The sequence below is a fragment of the Delftia sp. WSY_16 genome, from assembly GCF_043104415.1.
Taxonomy (GTDB): Bacteria; Pseudomonadota; Gammaproteobacteria; order Burkholderiales; family Burkholderiaceae_C; genus Comamonas; species Comamonas tsuruhatensis.
The window spans coordinates 136,399-154,321 of record NZ_JBICKS010000006.1 but is presented as its reverse complement, the minus strand read 5'-3'; the positions used below and the strand labels follow the sequence as shown (position 1 = coordinate 154,321).

The 17,923-nt window shown below is 66.4% G+C and carries 17 protein-coding genes; 9 read left to right on the top strand and 8 right to left on the bottom strand.

Features of this window, described 5'->3' with window-relative positions; translation table 11 throughout:
- The first annotated feature begins 19 nt into the window (after positions 1 to 19).
- The 4 genes from ftsA to ACF8O7_RS05510 all read left to right on the top strand — a co-directional run bounded on the left by ftsA (position 20) and on the right by ACF8O7_RS05510 (position 3,814).
- Entirely contained in the window at positions 20 to 1,249 is a 1,230-nt protein-coding gene (gene ftsA / locus ACF8O7_RS05525) for a cell division protein FtsA (protein WP_012203404.1), read from the top strand.
- Positions 1,250 to 1,368: 119 nt separating this feature from the next.
- Entirely contained in the window at positions 1,369 to 2,607 is a 1,239-nt protein-coding gene (gene ftsZ, locus ACF8O7_RS05520; protein WP_392442682.1) for a cell division protein FtsZ, read from the top strand.
- Between the two features lie 93 nt (positions 2,608 to 2,700).
- Positions 2,701 to 3,624: a UDP-3-O-acyl-N-acetylglucosamine deacetylase gene (lpxC, locus tag ACF8O7_RS05515; protein WP_012203406.1), complete on the top strand. Its 924-nt coding sequence runs from the start codon at positions 2,701 to 2,703 to the stop codon at positions 3,622 to 3,624.
- A 13-nt stretch (positions 3,625 to 3,637) separates the two neighbouring features.
- On the top strand, positions 3,638 to 3,814 hold the full coding sequence (locus ACF8O7_RS05510; RefSeq protein ID WP_016448025.1) for a hypothetical protein: 177 nt from the start codon (positions 3,638 to 3,640) through the stop codon (positions 3,812 to 3,814).
- A gap of 152 nt (positions 3,815 to 3,966) precedes the next feature.
- Here ACF8O7_RS05510 and ruvC read toward each other — a convergent pair whose 3' ends face one another.
- The 6 genes from ruvC to ACF8O7_RS05480 are packed head-to-tail and all read right to left on the bottom strand — an operon-like array spanning position 3,967 to position 9,777.
- Complete coding sequence (gene ruvC, locus ACF8O7_RS05505; protein ID WP_016448023.1) at positions 3,967 to 4,515, bottom strand: crossover junction endodeoxyribonuclease RuvC; 549 nt, start codon at positions 4,513 to 4,515, stop codon at positions 3,967 to 3,969.
- A 17-nt stretch (positions 4,516 to 4,532) separates the two neighbouring features.
- Positions 4,533 to 5,249 (bottom strand): monofunctional biosynthetic peptidoglycan transglycosylase, encoded by a 717-nt coding sequence (gene mtgA / locus ACF8O7_RS05500; RefSeq protein ID WP_016448022.1) that lies wholly within the window; start codon positions 5,247 to 5,249, stop codon positions 4,533 to 4,535.
- A 7-nt stretch (positions 5,250 to 5,256) separates the two neighbouring features.
- Entirely contained in the window at positions 5,257 to 6,117 is an 861-nt protein-coding gene (gene aroE / locus ACF8O7_RS05495; protein ID WP_126312868.1) for a shikimate dehydrogenase, read from the bottom strand.
- Between the two features lie 41 nt (positions 6,118 to 6,158).
- On the bottom strand, positions 6,159 to 7,022 hold the full coding sequence (locus ACF8O7_RS05490) for an energy transducer TonB (protein WP_016448020.1): 864 nt from the start codon (positions 7,020 to 7,022) through the stop codon (positions 6,159 to 6,161).
- Positions 7,023 to 7,070: 48 nt separating this feature from the next.
- Complete coding sequence (locus tag ACF8O7_RS05485) at positions 7,071 to 9,137, bottom strand: ribonuclease catalytic domain-containing protein (RefSeq protein WP_126312869.1); 2,067 nt, start codon at positions 9,135 to 9,137, stop codon at positions 7,071 to 7,073.
- A gap of 55 nt (positions 9,138 to 9,192) precedes the next feature.
- Positions 9,193 to 9,777 (bottom strand): YqiA/YcfP family alpha/beta fold hydrolase, encoded by a 585-nt coding sequence (locus ACF8O7_RS05480; protein ID WP_016448018.1) that lies wholly within the window; start codon positions 9,775 to 9,777, stop codon positions 9,193 to 9,195.
- 212 nt (positions 9,778 to 9,989) lie between these two features.
- On the opposite strand from ACF8O7_RS05480, the gene rodA reads away from it, so the two are divergent.
- From rodA to ACF8O7_RS05460, 4 genes are all read left to right on the top strand, one after another.
- Complete coding sequence (rodA, locus tag ACF8O7_RS05475) at positions 9,990 to 11,159, top strand: rod shape-determining protein RodA (RefSeq protein ID WP_016448017.1); 1,170 nt, start codon at positions 9,990 to 9,992, stop codon at positions 11,157 to 11,159.
- A gap of 352 nt (positions 11,160 to 11,511) precedes the next feature.
- Complete coding sequence (gene tldD, locus ACF8O7_RS05470; RefSeq protein WP_016448016.1) at positions 11,512 to 12,972, top strand: metalloprotease TldD; 1,461 nt, start codon at positions 11,512 to 11,514, stop codon at positions 12,970 to 12,972.
- A gap of 97 nt (positions 12,973 to 13,069) precedes the next feature.
- Entirely contained in the window at positions 13,070 to 13,690 is a 621-nt protein-coding gene (locus ACF8O7_RS05465; RefSeq protein WP_312840213.1) for a hypothetical protein, read from the top strand.
- A gap of 441 nt (positions 13,691 to 14,131) precedes the next feature.
- Complete coding sequence (locus ACF8O7_RS05460; RefSeq protein ID WP_016453139.1) at positions 14,132 to 15,289, top strand: 3-deoxy-7-phosphoheptulonate synthase; 1,158 nt, start codon at positions 14,132 to 14,134, stop codon at positions 15,287 to 15,289.
- Positions 15,290 to 15,346: 57 nt separating this feature from the next.
- Here the strand turns inward: ACF8O7_RS05460 and ACF8O7_RS05455 are convergent, their stop codons facing one another.
- Positions 15,347 to 15,715, bottom strand: coding sequence for a YqcC family protein (locus tag ACF8O7_RS05455; protein WP_016453140.1), 369 nt, complete (start codon positions 15,713 to 15,715; stop codon positions 15,347 to 15,349).
- Between the two features lie 247 nt (positions 15,716 to 15,962).
- Here ACF8O7_RS05455 and ACF8O7_RS05450 point away from each other — a divergent pair, with 247 nt between their 5' ends.
- On the top strand, positions 15,963 to 16,280 hold the full coding sequence (locus ACF8O7_RS05450; RefSeq protein ID WP_016448012.1) for a hypothetical protein: 318 nt from the start codon (positions 15,963 to 15,965) through the stop codon (positions 16,278 to 16,280).
- Positions 16,281 to 16,363: 83 nt separating this feature from the next.
- Here ACF8O7_RS05450 and mpl read toward each other — a convergent pair whose 3' ends face one another.
- A complete protein-coding gene (mpl, locus tag ACF8O7_RS05445) occupies positions 16,364 to 17,803 on the bottom strand; it encodes a UDP-N-acetylmuramate:L-alanyl-gamma-D-glutamyl-meso-diaminopimelate ligase (RefSeq protein WP_074922743.1) in 1,440 nt (479 codons plus the stop codon).
- Positions 17,804 to 17,923 lie beyond the last annotated feature (120 nt).

The window sequence follows — 17,923 nt, the reverse complement described above, 5'->3', positions numbered from 1 at the left end:
ACCGGGGGCGGATGCTGATATGGCAAGAGAATACAAAGATGTGATCGTCGGACTGGACATCGGCACGGCCAAGGTCATGGTCGTGGTCGCCGAGGTCCTGTACAACGGCGAACTCAAGCTCGCCGGCCTCGGCGTGGCCCCGAGCAACGGACTCAAGCGGGGCGTGGTGGTCAACATCGACGCCACGGTGCAGAGCATCCAGCAGGCGCTGAAGGAGGCCGAGCTGATGGCCGACTGCAAGATCCAGCGCGTGTGCACCGGCATCACCGGCAGCCACATCCGCGGCCTGAACTCCAGCGGCATGGTGGCCATCAAGGACAAGGAAGTCACGGCCACCGACGTGGCGCGGGTGATGGAGACGGCCAAGGCCATCAACATCTCCTCGGACCAGCGGCTGCTGCTGGTCGAGCCGCAGGAATTCGTGATCGACGGCCAGGAAGTGCGCGAGCCCATCGGCATGAGCGGCATCCGCCTGGAGGCCAAGATCCACATCGTCACGGGCGCGCAGAGCGCGGCCGAGAACATCATCAAGTGCGTGCGCCGCTGCGGCCTGGAGGTCGAGCAGCTGCTGCTCAACCCGCTGGCATCGAGCCAGGCCGTGCTCACCGATGACGAGCGCGAGCTGGGCGTGGCCGTGGTCGATATCGGCGCGGGCGCCACCGACGTGGCCATCTTCACGGGCGGCGCCATCCGGCACACGGCCGTCATTCCCATCGCGGGCGACCTGATCACCAGCGACATCGCCATGGCGCTGCGCACGCCCACCAAGGACGCCGAGGACATCAAGGTCGAAAGCGGCTATGCCAAGCAGCTGCTGGCCGACCCCGACGCCCAGGTCGAAGTGCCGGGCCTGGGCGACCGCAGCCCGCGCATGATCAGCAAGCAGGCGCTGGCCGGCGTGATCGAGCCGCGCGTGGAAGAGATCTTTTCTTTGGTGCAGCAGGTGGTGCGCGATTCAGGCTACGAGGAAGTGCTGTCCTCGGGCATCGTGCTGACCGGCGGCAGCGCCGTCATGCCGGGCATGGTGGAACTGGGCGAGGACATCTTCCTCAAGCCCGTGCGCCGCGGCATCCCCAAGTATTCGAGCGCATTGGCTGACATGGTGGCTCAACCCCGCGCCGCCACCGTGATGGGATTGCTCGAAGAGGCCCGCCTGGCTCGCCTGCGCGGTTTCAAGGTGGCACAAAAGAGTGGGTCGATGAAGACCGCTTTTGGCCGTTTCAAAGACTTCATCGTGGGGAACTTTTGATATGTGCTTTCATCGACTGCGCATTACCGGCCCGCCCACCGGCTTCCGAATACCGGACAGAAGACAGAATTTTCCCCAGACGGTGGTGACCACTTACAGAGAGCTACAGGAGAACCAACATGCCCATCGACATGATTGAAGTTGAAGAATTCAACCAGGGTACGCAGATCAAGGTGATCGGCGTTGGCGGCGGCGGCGGCAATGCCGTCGAGCACATGATTGCGCGCAACGTGCAGGGCGTGGAGTTCGTCTGCGCCAACACCGACGCGCAGGCGCTGCTGCGCCGCAGCGCCCACCGCACCATCCAGCTGGGTGGCAGCGGCCTGGGTGCGGGCAGCAAGCCCGACAAGGGCCGCGAAGCCGCCGAGCTGGCCGAGGACGACATCCGCACTGCCATCGAAGGCGCGCACATGCTGTTCATCACAGCCGGCATGGGCGGCGGCACGGGCACGGGCGCTGCGCCCGTGATCGCGCGCGTGGCCAAGGAAATGGGCATCCTCACCGTGGGCGTGGTCACCAAGCCCTTCGAGTGGGAAGGCGGCCGACGCATGGCCAACGCCGACAGCGGCCTGAGCGAACTCGAAGCCAACGTCGATTCGCTGATCGTCGTGCTCAACGAGAAGCTGCTGGACGTGCTGGGCGACGACATCTCGCAGGACGAGGCCTTTGCCCATGCCAACGACGTTCTCAAGAACGCCGTGGGCGGCATTGCCGAAATCATCAACGAGTACGGCCATGTGAACGTCGACTTCGAAGACGTGCGCACCGTCATGGGCGAACCCGGCAAGGCCATGATGGGCACGGCCAAGGCCGCCGGCCCCGACCGCGCGCGCATCGCTGCCGAGCAGGCCGTGGCCTGCCCGCTGCTGGAGGGCATCGACCTGTCGGGCGCCAAGGGCGTGCTGGTGCTGGTCACGGCCGCTAAGGGCAGCCTCAAGCTGTCCGAGTCGCGCCTGGCCATGAGCACCATCAATGCCTACGCCTCGCCCGATGCGCATGTGATCTACGGCGCTGCCTACGACGACAGCCTGGGTGACGAGATCCGCGTCACCGTGGTGGCCACCGGCCTGTCGCGCCCCAGCGCACGCCGCCAGAACATGCAGGTGGTGCAGGGCGGTCTGCGCACCGGTACCGACAACATGAGCTACCAGCTGCCTTCGGCCTCCATGGGTGCCGCAACGGCAGCCGGCGGCCTGGTCGGCGGTGCCGCTGGCGGCGCCGACTATGCCAACAACATGTCGGTGCCCAGCGTCTGGCGTACCAACCGCACGCAGGCCGCTGCCCGCGTCGATGCCCTGGCCTCCGGCGGCATGGACGATCTGGAAATCCCGGCCTTCCTGCGCAAGCAGGCTGACTGAGCAGCGGCCGATACGGTCGCTGCATGGTTGTGATAGCGAATGCCGTGCCAGGGCCATGCCCTGCGCACGGCTGCCGCACTTTAAAATAGCCGGATGCTCCAACAACGCACCATCAAGACGATCACCCGTGCCGTGGGCGTGGGTCTGCACAGCGGCCAGCGCGTCGAATTGACGCTGCGTCCCGCGCAGCCCGACACCGGCATCGTGTTCCGTCGCGTGGACCTGCCGGAGCCCGTGGACATCCCGATCTCCGCCGAAGCCGTCACCGACACGCGCATGGCCTCGACCATCGGCACGGGCGGCGCCAAGGTGCATACCGTGGAGCACCTGATGTCGGCCATCGCCGGCCTCGGGCTCGACAACATCTACATAGACATCACCGCCGAGGAAGTGCCCATCCTCGACGGCTCCTCCGCCTCCTTCGTATTCCTGCTGCAAAGCGCGGGCATCGAGCTGCAGAAGGCGCCCAAGCGCTTCATCCGCGTCATCCGCCCCGTCGAGGTGCGCGAGGGCGAGGGCCAGAACCTCAAGTGGGCACGCTTTGACCCGTACCACGGCTTCAAGCTGCGCTTCGAGATCGACTTCGCCCATCCTGCCGTGGACTCCACCGGCCAGTGTGTGGAGTTCGACATGGGCGAGGACAACTACACGCGCGACATCGCACGCGCGCGCACCTTCGGCTTTACCAAGGACGTGGAAATGCTGCGCAGCCACGGCCTGGCGCTGGGCGGCGGCATGGACAACGCCATCGTCATGGACGACTACAAGGTGCTCAACAGCGACGGCCTGCGCTACGACGACGAGTTCGCCAAGCACAAGATCCTGGACGCCATCGGCGACCTGTACCTGATCGGCAGGCCCCTGCTGGCCGCCTACAGCGCCTTCCGCTCGGGCCACGGCATGAACAACCAGCTGCTGCGCGCCCTGCTGGCCCAGCCCGACGCCTGGGAACTGGTCAGCTTCGACAGCGAGCGCCAGGCGCCCAAGGGCTTCGCCCAGCCCGCGCGGGCCTGGTGAGGCGGGCGCCGCCATGCTGATCTTCCGCTGGCTGGCCACCGTGCTGCTGCTGGCGTCAGCCGTGTCCTTTGCGTTCTACCTGGGCACGGGCCAGCCCCGCTACAAGCGCTGGGGCTTCATCATCCTCAAGTGGACCGTGATTGCCGGCGTGACCTTCTTCGCCGTGCTGTTCTTTGGACGCATCGTCTGAGATAGAAGCACCCCCTGAGGCGCTGCGCGCCTTCCCCCTCTCTACTTGCTTCGCAAGGGAGGGGGACGATGCCATCGCCGCGAGGCGGCTCTTGCTCGGCATCTTTCGCTTTGGGTGCCGCCAGTTTTTTGCAACGGGGCGACACAGGGAGCTTAGTAGACCCTGCCGCCCTTGTAGACCGCATGCTGGCGACGCTGCAGCTGCGTGACCTCGGCCATCTTCGTCATGGCGGCGCCTGCATGGGCGTGGGTGATGGCCAGGCCCAGGGCGTCGGCGGCATCGGTGCCGGGCAGGCCGGGCAGTTGCAGCAGGCGGCGCACCATTTCCTGGATCTGGCTCTTGGCCGCGCGGCCATGGCCGGTCATGGCCTTCTTCATCTGCAGTGCCGTGTACTCGGCCACCGGCAGGCCGGCGTTGACCAGGGCCGTGAGCGCGGCGCCGCGTGCCTGGCCCAGCAGCAGGGTGGACTGGGGGTTGACGTTGACGAAGACGATTTCCACGGCCGAGGTGTCGGGCTGGTAGCGGCTGGCGACTTCCGAGATGCCGTCGAACAGCAGCTTGAGCCGGCCCGGCAGGTCGCCGAGCGCGATGCCCGTGGTGCGGATGGTGCCGCTGGCCACATAGGCCAGGCGGTGGCCGTCGACGTCGATCACGCCGAATCCCGTGGTCTGCAGACCGGGGTCGATTCCAAGGATGCGCATGGGGTGAATGTAGCTGTTCAGGGGACGACGGCGCTGGGCATTCTCTGCATGACCGTGCGCGTGCGCTGCAGCAGATAGCCGGAGTTGGGCAGCTTCTCGAAGCGCTTGGGCTGGGGCAGCATCACGGCCAGGCGCGCGGCCTCGGCGGCGCTGAGCTGGGAGGCGCTCTTGCGAAAGTAGTGGCGAGCGGCCGCCTCGGCGCCGAACACGCCCTGGCCCCATTCCACGCTGTTGAGGTAGATCTCCAGGATGCGCTGCTTGCTCAGCATCAGTTCCAGCAGCTGGGTCAGCACCAGTTCCTGCCCCTTGCGCAGCAGGCTGCGTTCGCCCGACAGCAGCAGGTTCTTGGCCAGCTGCTGCGTGATGGTGGAGCCGCCATAGATCTTGGGCGCCTTGCCGTTGTCGGCCTTCATGGCCCGGGCTTCGGCGCGCTGGTTGCGCTGCCAGGCTTTCTCGATGGCTTCCCATTGCACCCCGTGGTGTTCGGTGAAGCTGTCGTCTTCGGAGGCAATGACGGCGCGCTTGAGCGTGGGCGCGATGCGGTCATAGGGCAGCCATTGCTGGCTCCAGTGCAGGCCTTCGGAGCTGCGCAGCATCTGCCAGGCTTCGGAGCGCTGGAAGGCTGTGGACTCGGGATCGACCACCACCATCAGCGCAATGCGCAGCACGAAGAACAGCTGCAGCAGCAGGCCGGCGCACAGCACCAGCAGCAGGGCGCGTGCCAGGGATTTCATGAAGCGCTCAGCCGCCTTGAGCAATATGGGCGCGCAGCTCGTTCAGCACCTGGGCCGAGGGCGGGCGCACGCCGCGCCACAGCGCAAACGATTCGGCCGCCTGCTCCACCAGCATGCCCAGCCCGTCGCGGGCCGTGGCGCCGTGCTGTTCGGCCCACTGCATGAAGCCCTGGCCCGCGGGGCCGTACATCATGTCGTAGGCCAGGCTGCCAGTGCGCAGCACGCGGGCCGGCACGGGCACCTCGGCACCGGCCAGGCTGCTGGCGGTGGCGTTGATGACCACGTCGAAATCCTCATCCACGGCCTGCTGCTCCAGCGCCACCAGTTCCACGCCATGTTGCGCGGCAATGGCGGCATGGCGCTGCACCAGGGCCTGGGCGCGCTCGAAGGTGCGGTTGACCACGGCGATGCGGCGCGGGCGCTCGGCAAGCAGCGAGCCCAGTGCGCCGGCTGCGGCGCCACCCGCGCCCAGCAGCAGCAGGTCGCGCCCGGCCAGCGGCACGCCCGCATTGCGCACGATGTCGGCCACCAGGCCCAGGCCGTCGGTGTTGTCGGCATGGATGCCGTCCGCCGCCAGCACCAGGGTGTTGGCGGCGCCGGCCAGTTGCACGCGCTCGCTGGAGGTGGTGGCCAGCTGTGCGGCTTCCAGCTTGAAGGGTACGGTGACATTGCAGCCGCGTCCGCCTGCCGTGACGAAGGCGCGCACGGCCTCGGCAAAGCCATCCAGCTCCACATGCTGGCGCTCGTAGCGCAGGTCCTGCCCGCACAGTTCGGCAAAGCGGGCATGGATCCAGGGCGAACGGCTGTGCGCGACGGGGTTGCCCATGACGCAGTAGCGGTCGGAGGAGGTGGCGGCAACGGAAGTCATGTCGAAAAAATGGAGTGCGAAGAGGGCGGGGCGCTACTGGGCTACTGGACCGTGGTCTGCAGCGTCTGCTCACGCGTGAACTTGAAGCGCGAGACCACGGCGATCTGGTCGGCCTTGGCGCGCATGGCGGGGCCGAAGTGGCCGAAGGGGCCGGCCGCACGCGCGATGGCTTCGGCGCGGGTGTCCAGCAGGCGGTTGCCCGAGCCCTGCACGATCTCGGTGGACAGCACGCGGCCGTCGTGGTTGACGGTGAGGATCATGACCAGCTCGCCATAGAGCTTCTTGCCGGCCTGCTCGGGAAAGTTCTCCGTGCCCTTGTCCTCGACCTTGCGGCGCAGGCCGTCGTAGTAGATGGCGTAGACGGCCTCGCGCGTGGACGGGCTGATATAGCGCTTCTTGGGGCGGGCGTTTTCTTCGTTGATGCGTTTTTCGATCTCGGCCAGCAGCTTGACCAGTTGCTGGCGCTTTTCCTGCTGGGCCTGCTGCTCCTTGGTCTGCTTTGCCGCCTCGCGCGGGTCCAGCGGCGGCAGGGCCGCGACCTGCTTGCGCAACTGCGTCAGCAAGACGGTCTGCTGCTCCTGCATGGAGTCGATCTGGCGCTGGCGTTCCTCGAAGTCGTCGCCCACGGCGGTGAGCGCCGAGTAGGGCATGGGGCTGGAGGCCCGGCCCTTGTCGGCTTCGCCGCCGCCGGCCAGCGAGGTCTGCGCGATGGCCTGCGCCTTGTCGGGCTGCTCGTTGGCGCGGGCATTGACCAGGATGACTTCCAGCGGCGTGTCCTGGAACACGCGGTCGAAGCGTTCCGGATCGATGAACCGGAACGAGAGCAACCCGGCATGCAGGGCAATGGAGACACCCAGTGCCAACTGCAGCGTACTCAGGGAACGGAAGGCGGTAGGCAGTTTCACGTCAGATCTAAGGCAGTGGCTTGGATGCGAGGCTGGGGCGCGGGCAGATCAGGGCTGGGCAGGATCGGCCGCGGGCGTGCCGTCGGTCTCGTTCATGTCCACGGCGATGGCGATGGGGCCGGCCACGGCCTCCTCGTCGTCCTCCGCTCCATCGTCGGCAGCGGCGGCGTCGCTGTCCAGGCGCTCGATCAGCGTGCCCGAGACATCGAGCGCGATCTCGTCGATCTCGCCCAGGCGCACGCGCACATGGGCACCGCGCGGCAGGCCGGTGACGCCCAGCACGGGGAAGACCAGCGGCAGGTCGTCGGCGCGCACCAGCAGGCCGCCGCCCATGCCTTCCTTGATGACGGTGGCCGTCAGCTCGGTGATGGCGTTCTGCTGCAGGTACTTGAGCGTCCAGAAGCGCTCCATGCCTGCCTGGTAGCCGTTGTAGGCGCTGTAGGCGCCGTCAAAGCTGCTGATGATGCCGAACAGCTCGGCATCCTTGGGCTTGAACGGCGCGGCCAGTGCGGCGGTCTTGCCGTGGCGCGCGCAGGCAATGATCTGCCACTGGTTGACCAGGTCCACATAGCGGCGCAGCGGCGAGGTGGCCCAGGCATAGCTCTTGACGCCGATGCCCGCGTGGGGGAGCGCCTTGGTGGACATGCGCACCTTGATGCCGGGGGCCAGGCTGGCCTGGCTGCGGTAGATGCCGGGCACGCCCAGATCGGCCATCCAGCCGCCCCAGGTGCTGTTGGCCACGATGGCGGCCTCTGCCACGATCAGGTCCAGCGGTGCGCCGCGCTTGCGCACGGTGATCTCGACCTGCTCGTTGCCGCGGGGCTCGGCGCTGCCGTTGCCCACCAGGCGGAAGTTGTAGTCGGGACGGTTGAAGTTCTCGGGCTTGCCCCGCACCAGTTCGCGCCCGGCCTTCAGGTGCTTGGCCCAGCGCTGCAGGAACGTCAGTTCGGCGCGCTTGCCCTGCAGCACTTCGGGCGTGCCCTCGACCTCGATGGACGGGTCGGCCAGCCACTGCTCGGTGACGATGTGGTCCAGCTTGTCATGGCGGAAGTTGACCTGCACGGGCACGCGTTCCAGGCGCGTCTCGCTGGCCGTGGTTTCCAGCGTGGTCTCGTCCACGGTGACGTACAGCGACACGGCGGGGTTGGCGCGGCCTTCGTCCAGCGTGTAGATCTGCACCACCTCGTTGGGCAGCATGGTGATCTTGTAGCCGGGCATGTAGACAGTGGACAGGCGCGAGCGGCCGAGCTGGTCCAGCGGCGTGCCCGGCACGATGGCCAGGCCGGGGGCCGCGATGTGGATGCCCACGGTGACCGTGCCCGTGCCCAGGCCGCGCACCGACAGCGCGTCGTCGATCTCGGTGGTGGCCGAGTCGTCGATGGAAAACGCCTGGACATCGGCCAGCGGCAGCTCTGCCGGAGGCTGGGGCGCCTCCAGTGGCGGAAATTGCGTGCCCTTGGGGAAGTGGTCGAAGAGGAAGCGCTTCCAGTGGAATTCGTAGGCCGATTCAATGGCGCCGGCCCTGTGCAGCAGATCCAGCGGTGCCAGGCGCGTGGCGCGGCTGGCCTCGACCACGGCCTTGTATTCGGCGGCGTTCTTGTCGGGGCGGAACAGGATCTTGTAGAGCTGTTCGCGTATGGGGCCGGGGCATTCGCCAGCGCCCAGCTGCTCGGCCCAGGCCGTGATCTGGGCCTGGATCTGCTTTTTCTTCTCTATGCCGGCCAGCGCCTGCTGCAGGATTTCGGCCGGCGCCTTCTTGAAGCGGCCCTTGCCGGCGCGGCGAAAGTAGTGCGGCGCCTCGTAGATGCGAAACAGCGCGCCGGCCTGCTGGGCCAGCGTGGCATTGTCCGAGAAATAGTCGCGTGCCAGGTCGGCGAAGCCGAATTCTTCCTCGGGGGCGAATTCCCAGGCCAGGTCCAGATCGATCTGGGCGGCCATTGCCTGGCCCTGGGCGATCAGCTCGGCAGGCGCCGGCTTGTCGAACTTGAGCAGGATGTTGGCGGACTTGACCTTGACCCGTTTGCCCGAGTCCAGTTCCACCTGGGCGGAGGTGTCGGCTTCGGAGAGGATGCGGCCGGCCAGGAACTTGCCGGCTTCTTCAAACAATGCGTGCATAGCCCGATATTCTCCCACGCTGCGGCTGGCAGCTGCCGCGCAGGCGTGTGCGGCATCAGGCCAGATTCAGGAACTCGTCGAGCTGGGGCAGGTACTCCTCGAAGTTGCTCAGCGCGTGATCGCCGCCTTCCTGGATGATCTGCAGCGCATGCGGGTAGCGCGCGCTCATCTCGCGCCAGTCCAGAACTTCGTCGCCCTCGGCCGCCAGCAGCATCTCGGGCGCGGCCGGTGTCATGGAGCGCGTGTCCAGCGCGCGCAGCTCTTCCATGTACTCGCGGCGAAAGAAAAAGCGTTCCTCGGGGTTGTGCCAGGACGTCTGCTCGCCAATGTACTTTTCAAGATCGCGCGCCGGGTTCACGGCCGGGTTGATCATCACGCTGCGGCAGCGCGCCAGCTGGGCCACCCAGCTGGCGTAGTAGCCGCCCAGCGAGGAGCCGATCACGGCCATGGTCTCTCGCGGCCAGCTGCCTATGCCGTCGGCAATCAAGGCGGCCGCCTCGCGCGGGGATGGCGGCAATTGCGGGCTCCACCAGCGCACATGGGGATGGCGCGTGGCCACATGTTCGGCCATGCGCCGGGCCTTGGTGGATTGGGGTGAGGAGCGAAAGCCGTGCAGATACAGCAAATGGGTGGTGGTCATGGCGGGCGCTCTCCTTTGCGTTGCTGGGGCCGGGCGCCGGATGCGGCCCGGACGGCTCATGGCCCATTGTGGCCGCTGCGGCGGGTGGCGCCCAGCAGGGAAGGCCCGGGCCGACAGCTGGATGACAACCGCCTCCGTGGGCAACCCTGCGCCGGGCTAGGCCGCATGCGCCACGGGATAATGGCGGCCCGTGCCCGCGACCGACCATCCCCGTGACCGAATTCGACAAGCCCTCCCTCTGGCAACGTGTTGCCCCGCTGCTGCGGGGCTTTGACTTCTGGTTGCTGCTGTTCGTGGGCATGCTGGCGTCGGCGGGGCTGATCGCCATGTACTCCTCGGGCTTCGACCACGGCACGCGCTTCACCGACCACGGGCGCAACATGCTGATCGCGGCGGCCATCCTCTTTGTCGTGGCCCAGATTCCCCCGCAGCAGCTCATGAAGGTGGCCGTGCCGCTGTACATGCTGGGCGTGGCGCTGCTGGTGGCGGTGGCGCTGTTCGGCATCACCAAGAAGGGGGCTCAGCGCTGGGTCAACGTGGGTGTGGTGATCCAGCCCAGCGAGCTGCTGAAGATCGCCACGCCGCTGATGCTGGCCTGGTGGTTCCAGCGCCGCGAGGGCCAGCTGCGCGGCACGGACTTCGTGATCGCCATGGTGCTGCTCATGGTGCCTGTCGGGCTGATCATGAAGCAGCCCGACCTGGGGACCTCGCTGCTGGTGATGGCGGCCGGCCTGTCGGTGATCTTCTTCGCGGGCCTGCCCTGGAAGCTCATCGTTCCGCCCGTGCTGGCCGGTGTGATCGGCATCACCCTCATCGTCTGGTACGAACCCCAGCTGTGCGCCGACGGCGTGCGCTGGCCCGTGCTGCATGAATACCAGCAGACCCGTGTCTGCACCCTGCTGGACCCCACGCGCGACCCCCTGGGCAAGGGGTTCCACATCATCCAGGGCATGATCGCCATCGGCTCCGGTGGCGTCTGGGGCAAGGGATTCATGGCAGGCACGCAAACCCACCTGGAGTTCATCCCCGAGCGCACGACCGACTTCATCTTCGCCGCCTATTCCGAGGAGTTCGGCCTGGTCGGCAACCTGTTCATCATCGTCTCCTTCCTGCTGCTGGTCTGGCGCGGGCTGGCCATCGCCATCCAGGCCAACACGCTGTTCGCGCGGCTCATGGCGGCGGCCGTGGCCATGATCTTCTTCACCTATGCCTTCGTGAACATGGGCATGGTCAGCGGCATCCTGCCCGTGGTCGGCGTGCCGCTTCCCTTCATCAGCTACGGCGGCACGGCCATGGTCACGCTGGGGCTGGCGCTGGGGGTGCTGATGTCGGTGGCGCGTTCGCAGCGGCAACTGCCGGGCGAGGGCGGCGGCCCGCTCTGAACACCAGTTTGCGGCGCCCAAGGCGCCTGCAAATGTCAAATAGTCTGGATGCCTGCTGCCGGAAAGCTCCGTTTCTTTCCATGATTTGGCGAGCAAGCCAAGCCTGCATGAGACTGGCATGCTCCTGTTTCCATAACGTCTGCGGGATGACCGTGCACTTGCCACGGACGCCGAGGCGCGCTACAAAGCAAGCGCGGACATGGGCCAGCATGTTCGCCATCCACGCGGATGCATGCCTACGGAATGCCGCTCAGCCTGGTGGGGCGGCATTCCGTTCTTTTTTGCAGGCCCATGAACCGTTGGCTGCCCCCGTTGCACGGCGAGGGCATGGCCGGCTCTCTACAATGGGCGAATGATCTCCCGCGAACCCACCATTGAACGCCTGGCCACAGCGCGCCAGTTGCTGCTTGAGCCCTTCGGGCTCGATGAAACCCATCTCGCGCGCGCACTGGCCGAGATCCGCAGCCACCAGGTCGACGACGCCGACCTCTACTTCCAGTACACCCGCGCCGAAGGCTGGAGCCTGGAAGAGGGCATCGTCAAAACCGGCAGCTTCAGCATCGACCAGGGTGTGGGCGTGCGGGCGGTCAGCGGCGAGAAGACGGCCTTTGCCTATTCCGACGATATTTCCGAAGCCTCCCTGCTGGATGCGGCACGCACCGTGCGCTCCATCTCGAGCGCGGCCCAGAGCAAGCGCGTGCGCGCCAACGCGTCCAAGATCGCGCAAAGCCGCTCGCTGTATCCGGGGCTGGATCCCATTGCCACGCTGGACAGCACGGCCAAGGTCGAGCTGCTGGGCAAGGTCGAAACCCTGGCCCGCGCCAAGGACCCGCGTGTTGTCCAGGTCATGGCCGGCCTGGCCAGCGAGTACGACGTGGTGCTGGTCGCCCGCGCCGATGGCACGTTGGCTGCCGACGTGCGGCCGCTGGTGCGTCTTTCCGTCACCGTGATCGCCGAGCAAAAGGGTCGGCGCGAAGTGGGTTCGGCCGGCGGTGGTGGCCGTTTTGGCCTGGCCTATTTCAGCGATGAGCAGATCACGCAATATGTGGACGAAGCCGTGAGCGCGGCCCTCACCAACCTGCAGTCGCGCCCCGCGCCGGCAGGCGAAATGACCGTGGTGCTTGGCCCCGGCTGGCCCGGCGTGCTGCTGCACGAAGCCGTGGGCCACGGCCTGGAAGGCGACTTCAACCGCAAGGGCGCCAGCGCCTTCAGCGGCCGCATCGGCCAGCGCGTGGCGGCCAAGGGCGTCACCGTGCTGGACGACGGCACGCTGGCCGATCGCCGCGGTTCGCTCAACGTCGATGACGAGGGCTGCACCAGCCAGAGCAATGTGCTGATCGAGGACGGCATCCTCAAGGGCTACATCCAGGACGCAATGAACGCCCGCCTGATGGGCGTCAAGCCCACGGGCAACGGCCGCCGCGAAAGCTATGCCCACATCCCCATGCCGCGCATGACCAACACCTACATGCTAGGTGGCGACAAGGATCCGCAGGAAATCGTGGCCTCGATCAAGAAGGGCCTGTACGCCACCAACTTCGGCGGCGGTCAGGTCGACATCACCAGCGGCAAGTTCGTGTTCTCTGCCAGCGAGGCCTATTGGGTCGAGAACGGCAAGATCCAGTACCCCGTCAAGGGCGCGACCATCGTGGGCAGCGGCCCGGAATCGCTCAAGCACATCACCATGATCGGCAACGACATGCGCCTGGACAGCGGTGTGGGCACCTGCGGCAAGGAAGGCCAGAGCGTGCCCGTGGGCGTGGGTCAGCCTACGCTGCGCATCGACGGCCTGACGGTGGGCGGCACGGCCTGACCGTCGCATGCCCGCGCCCTGCATTGCAGGGGGCGGGTCCTCTGTCCTGCCTGACGCGGCCCGCCGCGCTCCGTGGGCGCCGCCCGGCGCCGATTCCATGACCCAGCTTTCCTTTCCTTCCCGGCCAGGCCTGCAGACTTCTGCCCATCCCCTGCGCAGCCTGCCGGAACACTGGCGCACCTGGGCCGGCGAGTCGCGGCTGAACCGCGTCTGGCTGAACGAGTTGATCGTGGGCGATCTGCAGCCCATGCACCAGCAACTGGCCTTGTTGGCCGTTGCGCTGGACGAGGCCGTGCGCGTGCGCTATGCGGGCAGTGCACGCCCTGCCGTGGAAGAGGCCATACAGCAACTCGACCTGGCCGTGCTGGACCACCAGCACTTCCTCACCACGCTGGGGGCGGTATGGCACGCCCTCTACGAATTTCCCGCCTACCAGCGCCTGCTCAAGGGATTCAGGGAGGTCGTGCACGCCTGGCAGCAGTCCGTGCTGGTGGGCGATGCCCAGGAGCCTGAGCATTTCCGCCGCTGCGAGCGTCTGGGCTGGCGCCTGCTGGGAGATGCATGCCTGTTGATAGACATGTTTGCGGAATCCGCCGCTGTGGCCGGCGGGTTCGATGCCGCCGCAATGCAGCCTTGGTACCGGACGCGTCGCTGGCGTCCCTGGGGCGCCCTGCGCCGAGCACTGCGCAGGCTGCGCGACTCCTTGCTGCGGCGTTGAGGCGGGCCTGCCGCGATGCGCGGAAGCGTCATTTTCTGGGGTTTGCACGTTTTCAAAGGTGAATGCAAGAAAACTGCATGCCATCGTGTTTTTATCCGTGATGACGAAATATTTTTGCGTTGAACGGTTAAAAAAGCAGTTTAAGTGCGTGGAGGATTTTGAGGTTTCTCTCTGTGGCACTGTGAAGTGCGCCCCCCGTGCTGCCATGGCCATGTTGCACTGCGAAAAATGACTGTGCTACATTCAGTTCCCATGCAAGCCCGTACCTCCTTCTACTTTTACTTTTGGTTCTCCTCCCCGGCGGAAGAGAGGTAAGCGCGCGCACCCGAACAAACCTCCCTCAGAACCGCCGAAGCTGCAGAGCCCGGCGGTTTTTTGTTTTTCCCCTCACGATTCTTCGCTCCGTTTTCCACGATCCATCTTTCCTCACGAAAGCAAGCAATGACTGCTCATCAAGCTTCCCTCGCCGATTCCTGGTATCGCGGCGGTTCCCAAAAGACTGGCCAAACCGACGACGCACGTATCAAGGACATCACCGTGTTGCCCCCTCCCGAGCACCTCATTCGCTTCTTCCCCATCCGCGGTACGGCCGTCGAAACCCTGATCGGCGATACCCGCCGCACCATCCACAACATCATGGCTGGCGAGGATGACCGCCTGCTGGTCATCGTCGGCCCCTGCTCCATCCACGATCCGGCGGCCGCCATCGAGTACGCGCGCCGCCTGGCGCCCATACGCGAGCAGTACAAGGACACGCTGGAGATCGTGATGCGCGTGTACTTCGAAAAGCCGCGCACCACCGTGGGCTGGAAGGGGCTGATCAACGATCCCTACCTGGACCAGAGCTACCGCATCGACGAGGGCCTGCGCATTGCGCGGCAACTGCTGATCGACATCAACCGCCTGGGCGTGCCGGCCGCCAGCGAGTTCCTGGACGTGATCTCTCCCCAGTACATCGCCGATCTGATCAGCTGGGGCGCCATCGGTGCGCGCACCACGGAAAGCCAGGTCCACCGTGAACTGGCCTCGGGCATCTCGGCGCCCATCGGCTTCAAGAACGGCACGGACGGCAACATCCGCATCGCCACCGACGCCATCCAGTCGGCCAGCCGTGGCCACCACTTCCTGTCGGTGCACAAGAATGGCCAGGTTGCCATCGTGAACACGGCGGGCAACCAGGATTGCCACGTCATCCTGCGCGGCGGCAAGACTCCCAACTACGACGCTGCCAACGTGGCCGCTGCCTGCGAGGATCTGGAAAAGGCGGGCCTGACGCCCACGCTGATGGTCGACTGCAGTCACGCCAACAGCTCCAAGCAGCATGAGCGCCAGAAGGACGTGGCCCGCGACATCGCCGGACAGATCAGCGGCGGCTCGCGCAGCGTGTTCGGCGTGATGATCGAAGGCCATCTCGTGGGCGGCGCCCAGAAGTTCACGCCCGGCAAGGACGAAGTGGCTGCCCTGACCTACGGCCAGAGCATTACCGACGCCTGCCTGGGCTGGGATGATTCCCTGGCCACGCTGGCCGAGCTGTCCGACGCCGTGCTGCAGCGCCGCGTCAAGCAGACCGAGGCGGCAGCAGCCTTGGTGGCTGCCTGAGGCGCAAAAGAAAACGGGGCGTCTGCGCCCCGTTTTTCGTGCCTGGCCGCTCCGTGGTCAGTGAGACGATGTGGCGTCCGGCGGAGTCAGACCGCACTGGTTCAGCGTGTCGTCTATGCCCTGCAGCAGGGCCAGCAACTGGCGCTTGTCGAATTCCACGGGCTGGCTCCACTCATGTTCGGCCAGCGGATGCACGTGGCTTTGGCAGGGCAGCTGGCCGCCGGCCTCGATCACGGCACGCAGCCGGGGCAGGAAAACCCACTGCAGCCATTGCTGCAGCTTGAGCGTGTCGTACATGAAGGGCATGGTCGACGCCATGGCCTCGGGGCTTGGCGCCACGGCCGACCAGAGGCTCTGGCCGCGCAGCTCATCTTCGAGCTGCTGCAGCTGGTCAAGCAGTTTCTGGTGTGTGGTGTCGGTCGTCATGCGATGCGGTTGATGAAGATTCGGGGTCCAATCTGCAGGCGATTGTACGTTTGCACCTTGAAGCGGGCGCCGTGCCGCCATGAAACACCTGCTGCTGGCAGTGCCAGCCCCAGGCTGCGGCGCTTGCGCCATGTCAGCTTGCCCGGGGTGTGGAAAAGGCGCTTGCGGTTAAGCTCGCGGTATGAGTAACGGCCCTGTCCGCGCGAGCAGGCACGGGGTTGTATCCAGTAATGACGAGAGGAGTTCCATGCGCAGCGAAGTGATTGTGGTGTTGGATGCCGGAAAAGAGTACCGCACGGACACCAACGGGCTCACCCCCATGAGTTCCGATGAAGGACGGCATTGGCTGGACCAGCAGTTCATCTCCATGGACTGCGAACCCCTGCGTGCCAGCGGCAAGGTACTGCTGGCCGACAAGCTGGTGGTGGTGGCGCGCGCGGCGCGTTCGCGTGCCGGGCTGTTCGACGACGAGCAGTGGCGCAACAGCTATGCCGTTGCAGCCCAGGCCGTGCTGTCCAAGCCGCTGATCCGTGTCGACGTGCCCGCCATGTCCATCAGCTACTGACGGCTGACAGGCGAAGGCACATGAAAGAAGCCCGGGCATGTCCCGGGCTTCTTTCATTGGGGTGGGGCTTGCTTGCGCTTTGTTCAGCCTGCGGCCTGCAGGGCGGCCAGCAGCTTGGGGTGTATGCCGCCGAAGCCGCCGTTGCTCATGCACACCACCTGGTCGCCCGGCCGGGCTGCTGCGAGGATCTGTCCGATCAGCGTGTCCATGTCGCCTGCCACCTGCGCCTTGCGGCCAGGGCCTACGCCCAGGGGATGCAGCGCCTCGGCGGCGTCCCAGTCCAGGCCGGCCGTGTGGCAGAACACCAGATCGGCGCTTTCCAGGGACCAGGGCAGTTGCGACTTCATGGTGCCCAGCTTCATGGTGTTGCTGCGCGGCTCGAACACCGCAAGGATGCGTGCCTGGCTGCCGAGTTTGCGGCGCAGGCCGTCCAGCGTGGTGCGTATGGCCGTGGGGTGGTGGGCGAAGTCGTCGTAGACGGATACGCCGCCCGCCATGCCGCGCAGCTCCATGCGTCGCTTGACGTTCTGAAAGCGCGCCAGCGCCTCGCAGGCCTGTGCCGGCGTCACGCCCACGTGCTCGGCTGCCGCAATGGCGGCCAGCGCGTTGAGCTGGTTGTGTTCCCCGGTCAGCGCCCATTCCAGGCGGGCCACCTTGCGGCCACGGTGCAGCACGTCGAAGGCGCTCGGATCGCCCTCTGCGCTGAAGTCGCTGACCACCGCCCCGAAGCTGGAAACCTCGCTCCAGCAGCCCTGGTGCAGCACGCGGGTGATGCTTTCCTCGATACCGTTGACAACAAGCCGACCCGAAGCAGGGACGGTGCGCACCAGATGGTGGAACTGGCGTTCGATGGCACCGAGATCCTCGAAAATGTCGGCGTGATCGAACTCCAGGTTGTTGAGCACGGCCGTGCGCGGGCGGTAGTGCACGAACTTGCTGCGCTTGTCGAAGAAGGCCGTGTCGTATTCATCGGCCTCGATGACGAAGACGGGCTCCGCGCCGGCCGGGCCCTCGCCTGGCGTCGGGCGCCTGGATGCACCCAGGCGGGCCGAGACGCCGAAGTCCAGCGGCACGCCGCCGACCAGAAAGCCCGGGGCCAGGCCTGCGCATTCGAGAATCCAGGCCAGCATCGACGTCGTGGTCGTCTTGCCATGCGTGCCGGCCACGGCCAGCACATGGCGCGGGCAGGACGGATGGTGCAGCACATGTTCGCAAAGCCATTGCGGCCCGCTGGTGTAGGGAGCGCCGCTTTCGAGGATTGCCTCCATCAGCGGGAACTTGGGGCTGCCGTCGGGCAGGCGCGCGCGGCTGACCACGTTGCCTACGACATACATGTCGGGTTGCAGGGTCATCTGGTCGGCGCCGTAGCCCTCGATCAGCTCGATGCCCAGTGCACGCAGCTGATCGCTCATCGGCGGGTAGACGCCGGCGTCGCAGCCTGTGACGCGGTGCCCAGCCTCGCGCGCCAGCGCGGCCAGTCCGCCCATGAAGGTGCCGCAGATGCCCAGAATATGTATGTGCATGGCCGGGCATTCTACGGTTGCCGCCATGTCCGGGATGGCTGGCCTGCAAAAACAGGAGCTTGCGGCCCAGCAGGCACCGGGTCCCGGAAACACAAGGTTGCGAAATCGCCGGTGCAAGGC